Origin of the sequence: Clostridium collagenovorans DSM 3089 (genome assembly GCF_900130005.1) — a bacterium.
GTDB lineage: Bacteria > Bacillota > Clostridia > Clostridiales > Clostridiaceae > Clostridium_D > Clostridium_D collagenovorans.
This window is the reverse complement of record NZ_FQXP01000004.1, coordinates 157,655-170,957: the sequence shown is the minus strand read 5'-3', so window position 1 is coordinate 170,957 and position 13,303 is coordinate 157,655. Positions and strand designations below refer to the sequence as shown.

General features: G+C 34.3%; 13 protein-coding genes and 1 pseudogene. 9 read left to right on the top strand and 5 right to left on the bottom strand.

What is annotated here, in order from left to right:
* Window positions 1-143 precede the first annotated feature (143 nt).
* The 3 genes from BUA48_RS05305 to trxA form a co-directional block, all read right to left on the bottom strand.
* On the bottom strand, window positions 144-1,361 hold the full coding sequence (locus tag BUA48_RS05305) for a cytochrome c biogenesis protein/redoxin (RefSeq protein WP_072830836.1): 1,218 nt from the start codon (window positions 1,359-1,361) through the stop codon (window positions 144-146).
* A gap of 139 nt (window positions 1,362-1,500) precedes the next feature.
* Complete coding sequence (locus BUA48_RS05300) at window positions 1,501-1,833, bottom strand: winged helix-turn-helix transcriptional regulator (protein WP_072830834.1); 333 nt, start codon at window positions 1,831-1,833, stop codon at window positions 1,501-1,503.
* 168 nt (window positions 1,834-2,001) lie between these two features.
* On the bottom strand, window positions 2,002-2,340 hold the full coding sequence (gene trxA, locus BUA48_RS05295; protein WP_072830832.1) for a thioredoxin: 339 nt from the start codon (window positions 2,338-2,340) through the stop codon (window positions 2,002-2,004).
* Window positions 2,341-2,565: 225 nt separating this feature from the next.
* On the opposite strand from trxA, the pseudogene BUA48_RS05290 reads away from it, so the two are divergent.
* Window positions 2,566-3,057 (top strand): annotated as a pseudogene (locus BUA48_RS05290) (class I SAM-dependent methyltransferase); the annotation flags it as partial.
* Window positions 3,058-3,246: 189 nt separating this feature from the next.
* Here the strand turns inward: BUA48_RS05290 and BUA48_RS05285 are convergent.
* A complete protein-coding gene (locus BUA48_RS05285) occupies window positions 3,247-3,768 on the bottom strand; it encodes a P-loop NTPase family protein (protein WP_072830830.1) in 522 nt (173 codons plus the stop codon).
* 463 nt (window positions 3,769-4,231) lie between these two features.
* Complete coding sequence (aspS, locus tag BUA48_RS05280; RefSeq protein WP_072830829.1) at window positions 4,232-5,521, bottom strand: aspartate--tRNA(Asn) ligase; 1,290 nt, start codon at window positions 5,519-5,521, stop codon at window positions 4,232-4,234.
* Window positions 5,522-5,992: 471 nt separating this feature from the next.
* On the opposite strand from aspS, the gene BUA48_RS05275 reads away from it, so the two are divergent.
* The 8 genes from BUA48_RS05275 (at window position 5,993) to tcpF (ending at window position 13,296) form a co-directional block, all read left to right on the top strand.
* A complete protein-coding gene (locus tag BUA48_RS05275) occupies window positions 5,993-6,307 on the top strand; it encodes a YdcP family protein (RefSeq protein ID WP_000420682.1) in 315 nt (104 codons plus the stop codon).
* Window positions 6,308-6,325: 18 nt separating this feature from the next.
* A complete protein-coding gene (locus BUA48_RS05270; protein ID WP_001234286.1) occupies window positions 6,326-6,709 on the top strand; it encodes a YdcP family protein in 384 nt (127 codons plus the stop codon).
* A gap of 28 nt (window positions 6,710-6,737) precedes the next feature.
* Window positions 6,738-8,123 (top strand): FtsK/SpoIIIE domain-containing protein, encoded by a 1,386-nt coding sequence (locus BUA48_RS05265; RefSeq protein ID WP_000813488.1) that lies wholly within the window; start codon window positions 6,738-6,740, stop codon window positions 8,121-8,123.
* A 192-nt stretch (window positions 8,124-8,315) separates the two neighbouring features.
* Window positions 8,316-9,506: a MobT family relaxase gene (gene mobT / locus BUA48_RS05255; protein ID WP_191619837.1), complete on the top strand. Its 1,191-nt coding sequence runs from the start codon at window positions 8,316-8,318 to the stop codon at window positions 9,504-9,506.
* Window positions 9,507-9,548: 42 nt separating this feature from the next.
* A complete protein-coding gene (locus BUA48_RS05250; RefSeq protein WP_001009056.1) occupies window positions 9,549-9,770 on the top strand; it encodes a hypothetical protein in 222 nt (73 codons plus the stop codon).
* Between the two features lie 116 nt (window positions 9,771-9,886).
* Window positions 9,887-10,384 carry an antirestriction protein ArdA gene (locus BUA48_RS05245; RefSeq protein WP_000342539.1) on the top strand — a complete coding sequence of 166 codons (498 nt, stop codon included), beginning with the start codon at window positions 9,887-9,889 and terminating at the stop codon, window positions 10,382-10,384.
* Between the two features lie 88 nt (window positions 10,385-10,472).
* The gene (locus BUA48_RS05240; RefSeq protein ID WP_000723888.1) at window positions 10,473-10,865 is read left to right on the top strand and encodes a conjugal transfer protein; all 393 of its coding nucleotides are present in this window, start codon (window positions 10,473-10,475) and stop codon (window positions 10,863-10,865) included.
* On the top strand, window positions 10,849-13,296 hold the full coding sequence (gene tcpF / locus BUA48_RS05235; RefSeq protein ID WP_000331160.1) for a conjugal transfer ATPase TcpF: 2,448 nt from the start codon (window positions 10,849-10,851) through the stop codon (window positions 13,294-13,296). The genes BUA48_RS05240 and tcpF overlap by 17 nt, the downstream gene beginning before the upstream one ends.
* Window positions 13,297-13,303: the final 7 nt, after the last annotated feature.

The window sequence follows — 13,303 nt, the reverse complement described above, 5'->3', positions numbered from 1 at the left end:
TTTAATAAGCTAACTTAAACACACTAAAATTTACTCATATAAACACAAAAATTCTAAGCTTTAAGATATATATACTCTACTTAAAGCTTAGAATTAATTTTACACTAAGTCATAATATTCATTGTGAATCATTTACTTACAACTTATCTTTCACTCTCTATTAAATTCTTCATAGTTTTTTTACTCATTGCTCCTGGAATATATTTAGTTATATATCCCTCTTTGTTTATTATAAAGGTTGAAGGGAATGCATTTATACCATACTCAAATGCCATAGGTGACTTTTCATCAAAAACAACTGGGAAAGTATATCCTTCCTTGTTTAAAAAATCCTTTACATGGTCTGCAGAGCCTTCTCTCCCCACATTAGGAGTTGATACTCCAAGTATTATTACATCATCGTTATTTTCATTATACTCTTTATATAATTCATCTATATAAGGCATTTCCTCTCTACATGGTGGACACCAAGTTGCCCAGAAGTTTAAAAATATAGTTTTACCCTTATATTCACTAAGTTTATGTTCATTTCCATATTGATCATATAAAGTAAAGTCTAACGCTTTTATTGCTTCCTCCTTACTTTTTTTCTCTTTATTTTCTACAACATTACTTGAACCATTACTATTTTCACTACTTTGAGTTTGATTTCCTGATTCTCTATTAGTTGATAGCTCTCTATTTATTCCCATAACTCCATTTACTAGCATGATTAACCCAGCTATTATAATAAAGATTCCACTTATCTTCTTAATCTCGTTCATGTACTTCTTAACTTTATCAAACTTTTTATATAACTTACTATAAAATACTGATGCTATTATAAATGGTAAAATAAATCCTATTGTGTAAATTAAGATTAATAAATTAGCTGTAAGAAAACTGCTTGAACTAGATGCCATAACTAGAACTGAAGCTAATATTGGTCCAATACATGGAGTCCAACCAAAACTAAATGTAAACCCTAAGAAAAAAGCTGATAATGGTGACATTGTTTTATATTCAACATTAATTCTTTTCTCTCTATTTAAGAAATTAGATTTTATTACCCCTAAATAGAACAACCCCATAATTAATATTATAATTCCCCCTATTAACATTATAATATTTTTATTAGTTGTGAAGAATGAGCTTAATACACTTATTGAGGACCCTAATATGAAAAAGGTCATAGAGATACCTAATGTAAAGAATATAGTATTTTTTATTAAAACGCTCTTTGAAGAGTTAGAACTTTTTAAATCATCTACACTACTATTAGACAACATACTTAAATATATGGGAAGTATCGGCAAAATACACGGCGAGAAAATCGATAATATTCCCTCTATAAACACAATAAAAAAATTGATATTTTCCACTGAAAATTCCTCCTGAATCATAATTTCTAAACTTTACTTTTTAAACCTCTAATAATTAAGATACAATTATATACCTTATATAAAAAATAGTATTAAATAACAACCTTATATTAGCTATTATTTAATACTATTTATTTAATTATCTTCCACAAGCAAGATTATCATTGCTCCACTTTATCATTTTTGACATAATGGGTAATAATAATATCCCTGCTTCACTTAAATAATAAGTTGATTCTACAATGTTATTTATTGTTTTTTTATCATTTATTATGATGTTATTCTCAATTAACATCTCTAGTTGCTGTGTAAGCATTTTTTTACTACATCCATCTAGCCTTCTTTGAAGTTCACCAAATCTAATACTTTTATCTTGTATACTCCATATAATTTGAGCTACCCACTTTTTTCCTAATATATTGGATAATGCCTCAACAGGACAACCGTACATAATTGAATCTATATTATACATTCTTTCCTCCCATATAATATTCCTTAAATATAAGTTCTTCATTAGAACTTAATATATTATTTTTAAAATACTATCTTCCTACTATAGTAAGATAGGTAGATATATTATATATCACAAATGTATAATATTCATAGTTACAATTTTTTATTAATTATAAATATCTATGATTTATAAGATTGAATTGCTTTTACCCTTATGAGCGTTTTCTATCATTCCAACTAAAGAATCCTTAGGTGCAAACCCAACCTTTGTAGTAATAGCATCTCCATTTTTAAATAATTTTATTGTAGGTATATTGCTAACTCCATATTGAGCAGCTAAATTAGGATTTTCATCTATATCTACTTTAACTATTTTTACATTATCCATTTCCCCTTGAATTTCTTCTAATACAGGTGCTAACATCTTACAAGGTCCACACCAAGTTGCAAAGAAATCAACAACAACTAATTTATCCTCATTTAATACTTCTATTTCAAATTCTTTTTCATTTACATGTTTTAACATAATTATCTTCAGTAAGAGAATTCATTATTAAAATCCATTCCCTTACTAAAGTTCACCTCCTTTAATATATAACTTTATTTTCTTTTTATAAGTTACCTTTAACTTGTCTTTATTGTACTAATAGCTGAAGAACTTAACAATTAGGCACTTTAAAGTTACCACTGAGAGTATAAATTAACTACTTTTAATTTTCTAAACAATAATCTACCTCTTTCTTTATTTTACGAGTTTGGATATAAAACTTATGGAATTGAATTATGTAAAGACCAATTACAAAAGGCTAATTTATTCTGTGATGAACATAATTTAGATTTAAATATTATACAAGGTGACATGATGAAAATTCCATTTGATAACGAATTTTTTAGTTTCTTATTTTCATATAATACATCAGTTCATATAAGAAAAGCAGACTTTTCACTTGCATTATTAGAGTTTTACCGAGTATTAAAATATGGAGGACTATGTTATGTGAATTTTTTAAGTGAAGAATGTGATTCATATGGTAAAGGTACTGCGATAGGTAATGGAGAATTCATAGATATCAATGATAATGATGAAGTGCTTTATTGTCATTATAATGATACTGAAATCGAACAATATTTCGGTGAATTTGAAATTCTATACAAGGAAAAACGAATAATCAAAAGAAAACTAGATGATGAAGAGTACATATCTGCTTATTATGATTATATATTAATGAAAAATAATAATTAATAATTGTTATCTATAACTTTTCTAAGGTTTGTTTTATTCAATATAAAAATAATATACTAAAATTTATATAATAAAAAAACAAGGCTTTTTTTAGTCTTGTTTTTTCAATTTATCATCTACTTAATATTGCTCTGTCATACTAAAATAAATCTCATACCTTTATAACTATAATATGTATATAACATTTTATTACATAATATTCAATTGTTTTAATAAATTATTTATTTCTCTCCTACTTCTAAGAACTAAAAAAGGCTTATGTGAATATCTTTTATGTAGATCATTAATAACCTCTTTTCTAGTTTTATTAAATGTCCATAGACCTTTTAAAAATTTAAAAAACTCTAAATCAAATCTTTCTTCAAGGTTTTGAGGCATATCTGCTCGTTTTGTACCATATCGTTTAAGTACACTAAATAAACATACAAGTCTATTTATATCAAGAAATATTATTAATTCTGCATTTTTAACTCTTAATTCCATTGTTTCTGTATGATTACCATCTATAATCCATTTTTCCTTTGATATAAATTCACTTTGCTTAGTTATCCATTGTTCCTTTGTTGGCTTCTCCCAATTAGGACCCCAAAATTGCGCATCTAAATGAGTAACTGGTAATCCCGTTATAGCACCTATTTCTCTAGCTAAAAAACTTTTACCACTACCATTATTGCCAATAATAATAATTCGATTATATTCAAATATATTCATATATCACCTCTAGAAATTTTTCTTTATAATTTAGCATAGATTTGAAGGCTATATTTATCTAATATTATGTAAATACATGAAATAGGTTATTTTATATGGCTCTTTAGAATTATTCTAAGTAATAAACTACAAAATAGACTTTCAAACCATATTCTTACTTTATTTTGAATATTTTATTTTTATAGATATTTTATCATATACTATAAGCTAAATGAATGTTTTATTCTTTAAAAGTAACCTAATATATTGGGCTGTCACACTAAAAAATAATATTTACAATACACTGAGTTTTGCAAATCAATTCCAAATCCATTATGTTGTATATAAATTTATCAATATAACAACCCATATATTATAGATTTTTAAATAATTTAGATTTTATCTATATATCTTTTCTTAATTAATAGTTAATTCTTCACTTAAGCAAATGATTTTTGTATTTTAGTTATTAGTTAAAATTTTATTAAGGAACTAGTCTTTTTCTATCCCTTGGAATCAATGTAGCTTCCCTTACATTTTCTAACCCTAAAATCTTTGCTGTTATTCTTTCTAAGCCTATAGCAATACCACCATGTTTAGGCATTCCATGCTTAAATAGCTCTAAATAACTTTCATAATTACTAGGATTAAGTCCTTTATACTTCATGTTCTCTACAAGCATATTATATTCATGAATTCTTTGTCCACCAGTGGTAATTTCTATTCCTCTAAACAAAAGGTCGAAGCTATGAGTTTCCTCATTACCACAAGGCATAGTATACATAGGTCTCTTTTTCCTTGGATAATTAGTTAAAAATACAAAGTCGCTATTAAATTTCTCCTTCACATACTTACATAAAAGTTTTTCTGCCTCTGGATCCAAGTCCTCTTCAATACCTTCCTTATTGTAAGTTTTCTTCAAAATTTCAACTGCTTCTTTAAATTTTATTCTTGGTATTTTTTCAGTTATTACTGGTAATTTCACATCCAATAACTGAATATATTCCCCTCCTTGCTTTTCTAAATAATTTATCATAAATCTTAAAAAACTTTCTTCTAAGTCCATAATGTCATATTCATTTTCTATAAATCCCATCTCTAAGTCCATGCTTACATATTCATTAAGATGTCTATTGGTATTATGCTCTTCTGCTCTGTATGCATGTGCAACCTCATATACTCTTTCAAAGCCTGCTCCAACCATCATCTGTTTGTAGAATTGTGGACTTTGTGCTAAATAAGCTTTATTTTCAAAGTATTTTACTTCAAAAACCTCAGTTCCACCCTCTGCCCCTTCCTTAACAATCTTAGGAGTATGAATTTCTGTAAATCCCTCCTTATTCAAGAATTCTCTAAAGGAATTCACTATTAAATTTTGCACCTTAAAAATAGAACTAATCTTTCTATGCCTTAGGCTTAACACTCTATTATTAAGCATTGTATCTAAATTTATTTCTAAGTTTTCCTTATTTATTTCTATTGGAAGCTCTCCATTAACCTTGCTAATAATATTTATATCTTCTATTTGTAGTTCAAAGGAATTCAATGCATTCTTACCTTCTTTAACAATTCCATCAATAGATACAACAGACTCTAATGTTAATTCCAAAGCCTCAAAGCTATTATTATCAAGTACACATTGAAGAAGTCCTGACCTATCTCTTAGAATTACAAAGGTTACAGCTTTTAATTTTCTAACTTTATGAATCCATCCTTCAACACATACTTCTTTATTCAAATGATTTCTCAACTCACTTATTAAAATTCTTTTCATCTCAATTACCTCCAAAAAAATTAGCCCCTTGAGTTTTATACTCAAGGGGCAAAATATTCGCGGTACCACCCTTTTTAATAATGTTTTCTTAAATTAAAATAGCACCTTATATAAAATGAGCTCTTTTTTTATTATAAAAATAGCATAAAAATCTAGTTATCCGCATAAAAACTGGACTTATCACACTTTATCAAGGTCAAAACCACTCAATTTACTACTAATTTACTACTTATGAATGAGCTTTGATACGACGATTTATCCTTGAAAAGTGAAGATATAAAGATACTTCCAATAAAATTTGAATATTTAATAGGTAGACACTTCAAAAAATGAGGTGTCTATTTTTTTACCCGATTTTGAAAGGAAGTGAACTTATGAAAACAAAAAATCAAGAATCAAAAGGTCGTTCCCCACTCTTTAAGACCATCAAACATTCATTCAGCCAATAAAAAAGAAAGGATAGGTAAAAATATGGAACTTAAATTTGTGATTCCCAACATGGAAAAAACATTCGGCAATTTAGAATTTGCTGGCGAGGATAAAGTCGTTCAGCGAAGAATCAACGGACGGCTAACTGTCTTATCAAGAAGCTATAATCTCTATTCTGATGTTCAAAGAGCAGATGATATTGTGGTGGTGCTTCCTGCTGAAGCTGGCGAAAAACATTTCGGCTTTGAGGAACGTGTGAAGTTAGTCAATCCACGTATTACCGCAGAGGGCTACAAAATCGGCACTCGTGGTTTTACAAATTACCTTTTACATGCTGACGACATGATAAAAGAATAAAGAAAGAGAGGAAAAATGATGAGATTAGCAAATGGCATTGTATTAGATAAAGACACGACTTTTGGAGAATTGAAATTCTCTGCTCTACGTCGTGAAGTGAGAATCCAAAATGAAGACGGGTCGGTTTCAGATGAAATCAAGGAACGTACCTATGACTTAAAATCCAAAGGACAAGGACGCATGATTCAAGTAAGTATTCCTGCCAGCGTGCCTTTGAAAGAGTTTGATTATAACGCACGGGTGGAACTTATCAATCCCATTGCGGACACCGTTGCTACTGCCACCTATCAAGGAGCAGATGTTGACTGGTATATCAAGGCAGACGATATTGTGCTGACAAAGGATTCTAGTTCATTCAAAGCTCAACCACAAGCAAAGAAAGAACCGACACAAGACAAATAGTCGCTAGGTAGAAAGGAGACTTTTTCGCATGAAACAGCGTGGTAAAAGGATTCGCCCATCTGGTAAAGATTTAGTCTTTCATTTTACGATAGCGTCACTCCTGCCTGTTTTCCTGCTGGTTGTCGGACTGTTTCATGTGAAGACAATCCAGCAGATCAACTGGCAGGATTTTAACCTATCACAAGCAGATAAGATTGACATTCCCTATTTAATTATCAGTTTCAGTGTCGCAATTCTTATCTGCTTGCTGGTAGCGTTTGTATTCAAACGGGTTCGCTATGATACGGTTAAACAACTTTACCACCGTCAAAAACTGGCAAAGATGATACTTGAAAACAAGTGGTATGAATCTGAACAGGTCAAAACAGAGGGTTTCTTTAAAGATAGTGCTGGTCGTACAAAGGAAAAGATAACCTACTTCCCTAAAATGTATTATCGACTTAAAAATGGCTTGATACAGATACGGGTGGAAATCACGCTGGGAAAATATCAAGACCAACTCTTACACTTGGAAAAGAAATTAGAGAGTGGCTTGTACTGTGAGCTGACGGATAAAGAGTTAAAGGATTCCTATGTGGAATATACTTTGCTCTATGACACCATAGCCAGTCGTATTTCTATTGATGAAGTAGAAGCTAAAGATGGTAAACTTCGCTTAATGAAAAACGTATGGTGGGAATATGATAAGCTCCCTCATATGTTGATTGCTGGTGGTACAGGTGGCGGTAAAACTTACTTTATACTGACACTGATTGAAGCCTTGCTTCATACAGATTCAAAACTGTATATTCTTGACCCGAAAAATGCTGATCTTGCGGACTTAGGTTCTGTGATGGCAAATGTCTACTATAGAAAAGAAGACTTGCTTTCTTGCATTGAAACATTCTATGAAGAAATGATGAAACGTAGTGAGGAAATGAAGCAGATGAAGAACTATAAGACTGGCAAAAATTATGCTTACTTAGGTCTCCCGGCACACTTCTTAATCTTTGATGAATACGTCGCTTTCATGGAAATGCTGGGAACAAAAGAAAACACCGCAGTTATGAATAAGCTGAAACAGATTGTCATGTTAGGTCGTCAAGCTGGCTTCTTTCTAATACTGGCTTGTCAACGTCCAGACGCAAAATATTTAGGCGACGGAATCCGTGATCAGTTTAATTTCAGAGTGGCTTTAGGTCGTATGTCTGAAATGGGCTATGGCATGATGTTTGGCAGTGACGTACAAAAGGATTTCTTCTTAAAGCGAATCAAAGGTCGTGGCTATGTTGATGTAGGAACAAGTGTCATATCAGAGTTTTATACTCCCCTTGTACCAAAAGGATATGATTTCTTGGAGGAAATTAAAAAGTTATCCAACAGCAGACAGTCCACGCAGGCGACGTGCGAAGCGGAAGTCGCAGGTGTGGACTGATCTTGCTGGCTGGTGTGGCAATAGCCACGCCAGCACTTAACCCCCCGTATCTAACAGGGGGGTACAAATCGACAGGAAACAGTCAAAAAAACATTAGAAAATCCTTTGGTTACAAGGGATTTACAAAATTTCAGCGTATGTCAAATGGGCTTTAAAAGTTGACATACGCCTTTTTGATTGGAGGGATTTTTACTGAATGAACAAACTTGGTTACAGCATTTAAAAGAAAAACGCTTGGCTTATGGACTATCTCAAAACCGTTTAGCTGTTGCGACTGGTATTACAAGGCAGTATCTAAGCGATATTGAAACAGGAAAAGTCAAGCCATCAGAGGATTTACAGCAGTCCCTTTGGGAAGCTCTGGAACGCTTCAATCCCGACGCTCCCCTTGAAATGCTGTTTGATTATGTAAGAATTCGCTTTCCGACAACAGACGTACAGCAGGTGGTCGAAAACATCTTACAACTGAAACTGTCCTATTTTCTTCATGAGGACTATGGTTTCTATTCTTATTCAGAGCATTATGCTTTAGGCGACATATTCGTCCTTTGCTCCCATGAACTGGACAAAGGAGTTCTGGTGGAATTGAAAGGTCGTGGGTGCAGACAATTTGAAAGCTATCTTCTGGCACAACAAAGAAGCTGGTATGAGTTCTTTATGGACGTTTTGGTGGCTGGCGGTGTGATGAAACGCCTTGACCTTGCCATTAACGATAAGACAGGGATTTTAAATATCCCTGTACTCACTGAAAAGTGCCAACAGGAAGAATGTATCTCCGTCTTCCGCAGTTTTAAAAGCTATCGCAGTGGCGAACTGGTACGCAAAGAGGAAAAGGAATGTATGGGAAACACCCTCTATATCGGTTCATTACAAAGTGAAGTTTATTTCTGTATCTATGAAAAGGACTACGAGCAGTACAAGAAAAATGATATTCCCATTGAAGACGCAGAAGTAAAAAACCGTTTTGAGATTCGATTGAAAAATGAGCGTGCCTATTATGCAGTCCGTGATTTACTCGTCTATGACAATCCAGAGCATACCGCCTTTAAAATTATCAATCGGTATATCCGTTTTGTAGATAAAGACGATTCCAAACCTCGTTCTGATTGGAAACTGAATGAAGAATGGGCTTGGTTTATTGGGAACAATCGTGAACGATTAAAACTAACCACAAAACCAGAGCCTTACTCCTTCCAAAGGACGCTGAACTGGCTATCTCATCAAGTTGCCCCGACCTTAAAGGTTGCGATTAAACTTGATGAAATCAACCAGACGCAGGTTGTAAAAGACATTCTCGACCATGCGAAACTGACAGACCGACACAAGCAGATTTTGAAGCAACAGTCAGTAAAAGAACAGGACGTGATAACAACAAAAAAATAACTCAAATACAAATTCATTGAATATAGAGAGGAGAACATTTTTATGAATTTTGGACAAAACCTTTATAACTGGTTTCTATCAAACGCTCAATCACTGGTGCTTTTAGCAATCGTTGTGATTGGCTTGTATCTTGGCTTCAAGCGTGAGTTTAGCAAACTGATTGGCTTTTTAATTATTGCGATTATTGCGGTTGGCTTAGTCTTCAACGCTGCTGGAGTAAAAGACATTTTACTAGAGCTATTCAATCGCATTATTGGTGCTTAAATAAAACCGTTCTTTTGTGGAATATAAGTGGTTTTCTTATGTTCCGCAAAGGAATGGTACACCAAACGAAGTGCGGTAGGGATTTTTGAATCTCTACAAAGAAAGGACGTGAATATATGGACGATATGCAAGTCTATATTGCGAATTTAGGCAAATACAATGAGGGCGAATTGGTCGGTGCGTGGTTTACCTTTCCCATTGACTTTGAGGAAGTCAAAGAGAAAATCGGCTTGAATGATGAATATGAGGAATACGCCATTCATGACTACGAGTTACCCTTTACGGTTGACGAATACACTTCCATTGGCGAACTCAATCGACTATGGGAAATGGTATCGGAATTACCCGAAGAATTACAATCGGAGCTATCTGCTCTGCTCACTCATTTTTCAAGCATTGAAGAACTAAGCGAACATCAAGAGGATATTATCATTCATTCCGATTGTGATGATATGTATGACGTGGCACGCTACTACATTGAAGAAACGGGTGCTTTAGGCGAAGTACCAGCTAGTCTTCAAAACTATATTGATTATCAAGCCTATGGTCGGGATTTAGACCTTTCAGGAACGTTTATCTCAACCAATCATGGGATTTTTGAAATCGTCTATTAAATCTGTCGGTACATTACTACTGGCAGATTTTCTATTTTACGGGGTGGCTCAATCAGCTACCCCTATTTTTTATGAAAGGATTGATTACATGAAGAAAATACGAAGCTATACCAGTATCTGGTCTGTGGAAAAGGTACTGTATTCTATCAATGATTTTAGACTTCCGTTTCCCATAACCTTTACGCAAATGACATGGTTTGTCGTGTCACTCTTTGCAGTGATGATACTTGGCAACTTGCCCCCTCTTTCCATGATAGAGGGAGCATTTCTCAAATACTTTGGGATTCCTGTGGCTTTCACATGGTTTATGTCTACAAAAACTTTTGATGGTAAAAAGCCTTATGGATTTTTGAAGTCTGTCATTGCTTATGCACTGCGACCAAAGCTGACCTATGCAGGAAAAAAAGTAACGCTTGGCAGAAACCAGCCACAAGAAGCCATTACAGCAGTTAGGAGTGAATTTTATGGCATATCCAATTAAATACATTGAAAACAATCTCGTCTGGAATAAAGACGGGGAATGTTATGCTTACTATGAGCTTGTTCCTTACAATTACTCATTTCTAAGTCCAGAACAGAAAATACAAGTGCATGATTCTTTCAGACAGCTTATCGCACAAAATCGTGATGGCAAAATTCATGCTTTACAAATCAGTACAGAATCCAGCATACGTTCTGCACAAGAGCGTTCCAAAAATGAAGTCACTGGCAAGCTCAAAGCGGTTGCCTATGACAAAATCGACCAACAGACAGACGCTTTAATATCCATGATTGGCGAAAATCAAGTGAACTACCGTTTCTTTATCGGCTTTAAGTTGCTTCTCAACGATCAGGAGTTTTCTATGAAAAGTCTTACCGTTGAAGCAAAAAATGCTTTGTCTGATTTTGTCTATGATGTGAACCATAAGCTGATGGGCGATTTTGTTAGTATGAGTAATGATGAAATCCTGCGTTTTCAGAAGATGGAAAAGCTCTTAGAAAATAAAATCTCTCGTCGTTTCAAAATCCGCAGGTTAGATAAGGACGACTTCGGCTATCTGATTGAACACCTTTACGGACAGACAGGCACTGCCTATGAAGAGTATGAGTACCATCTATCAAAGAAAAAGCTGGATAATGAAACGCTGATTAAATACTATGACTTGATTAAGCCTACTCGCTGTTTGGTGGAAGAAAAACAGCGATATTTGAAAATCCAGCAGGAAGATGAAACCGTCTATGTAGCTTACTTTACCATTAACAGCATTGTCGGAGAACTGGACTTCCCGTCCTCTGAAATCTTCTACTACCAGCAACAGCAATTTACATTCCCGATTGATACGTCAATGAATGTGGAAATTGTAGCGAATCGTAAAGCCCTATCTACTGTCCGCAATAAAAAGAAAGAACTGAAAGACTTGGATAACCACGCTTGGCAAAGTGATAATGAAACCAGCTCCAATGTGGCGGAAGCTCTGGAAAGTGTGAATGAGCTGGAAACCAATTTAGACCAAAGCAAGGAATCTATGTACAAGCTGTCTTATGTGGTAAGGGTATCAGCAAATGATCTTGACGAACTCAAACGTCGTTGTAATGAAGTGAAAGATTTTTATGACGATTTAAGCGTAAAACTGGTACGACCATTTGGGGATATGCTCGGCTTACATGAAGAATTTTTACCTGCCAGCAAGCGTTATATGAATGATTATATTCAATACGTGACCTCTGATTTCCTCGCTGGTTTAGGTTTTGGTGCTACTCAAATGCTGGGGGAAAATGAGGGGATTTATGTTGGCTACAGCTTAGATACTGGACGCAATGTCTATCTGAAACCTGCTCTTGCCAGTCAAGGGGTTAAGGGTTCAGTAACCAATGCGTTAGCGTCGGCTTTTGTTGGTTCGCTGGGTGGTGGTAAATCCTTTGCGAATAACCTTATCGTCTATTATGCGGTGCTTTATGGGGCACAAGCAGTGATTGTAGACCCAAAAGCAGAACGTGGCAGATGGAAAGAAACCTTGCCAGAGATTTCCCATGAAATCAATATCGTCACTCTGACTTCTGATGAGAAAAACAAAGGCTTACTTGACCCTTATGTGATTATGAAAAATCCCAAAGATTCTGAATCACTGGCTATTGATATTCTGACATTCCTTACGGGGATTTCCTCTCGTGATGGGGAACGCTTCCCAATCCTTAGAAAAGCCATTCGTGCAGTAACCAATAGTGAAGTACGAGGGTTGATGAAAGTGATTGAGGAATTACGGGTTGAGAATACGCCACTAAGTACCAGTATAGCCGACCATATCGAAAGTTTTACAGACTATGACTTTGCACATTTATTATTCAGTAATGGTTATGTGGAGCAGTCTATCAGCTTAGAAAAACAACTGAACATTATACAGGTTGCGGACTTGGTACTTCCCGACAAGGAAACTTCCTTTGAGGAATATACCACTATGGAGCTTTTATCCGTTGCTATGCTGATTGTCATTAGTACCTTTGCTTTAGACTTTATCCATACAGACCGAAGCATTTTCAAGATTGTAGATTTAGACGAAGCATGGAGCTTTTTACAGGTAGCACAAGGAAAAACACTATCTATGAAGCTGGTTCGGGCTGGTCGTGCTATGAACGCTGGGGTATATTTCGTGACCCAAAATACAGACGACCTCTTAGATGAAAAACTGAAAAATAACCTCGGCTTAAAATTTGCATTTCGTTCCACTGACCTTAACGAGATTAAAAAGACCTTAGCCTTTTTTGGTGTAGACCCAGAGGACGAAAACAATCAGAAGCGATTGCGTGATTTGGAAAACGGGCAATGCCTTATCAGTGATTTATATGGTCGTGTCGGTGTGATACAGTTCCACCCTGTATTTGAAGAACTGCTCCATGCCTTTGATACCAGACCACCTGTGCGAAAAGAGGTGTAAATGTGAA

Coding starts and splice junctions, on each gene's coding strand:
- BUA48_RS05300 (WP_072830834.1), bottom strand. CDS start 1,833: ATGTATAATATAGATTCAATTATGTACGGTTGTCCTGTTGAGGCATTA.
- trxA (WP_072830832.1), bottom strand. CDS start 2,340: ATGTTAAAACATGTAAATGAAAAAGAATTTGAAATAGAAGTATTAAAT.
- BUA48_RS05285 (WP_072830830.1), bottom strand. CDS start 3,768: ATGAATATATTTGAATATAATCGAATTATTATTATTGGCAATAATGGT.
- aspS (WP_072830829.1), bottom strand. CDS start 5,521: ATGAAAAGAATTTTAATAAGTGAGTTGAGAAATCATTTGAATAAAGAA.
- BUA48_RS05275 (WP_000420682.1), top strand. CDS start 5,993: ATGGAACTTAAATTTGTGATTCCCAACATGGAAAAAACATTCGGCAAT.
- BUA48_RS05270 (WP_001234286.1), top strand. CDS start 6,326: ATGAGATTAGCAAATGGCATTGTATTAGATAAAGACACGACTTTTGGA.
- BUA48_RS05265 (WP_000813488.1), top strand. CDS start 6,738: ATGAAACAGCGTGGTAAAAGGATTCGCCCATCTGGTAAAGATTTAGTC.
- BUA48_RS05250 (WP_001009056.1), top strand. CDS start 9,549: ATGAATTTTGGACAAAACCTTTATAACTGGTTTCTATCAAACGCTCAA.
- BUA48_RS05245 (WP_000342539.1), top strand. CDS start 9,887: ATGGACGATATGCAAGTCTATATTGCGAATTTAGGCAAATACAATGAG.
- BUA48_RS05240 (WP_000723888.1), top strand. CDS start 10,473: ATGAAGAAAATACGAAGCTATACCAGTATCTGGTCTGTGGAAAAGGTA.
- tcpF (WP_000331160.1), top strand. CDS start 10,849: ATGGCATATCCAATTAAATACATTGAAAACAATCTCGTCTGGAATAAA.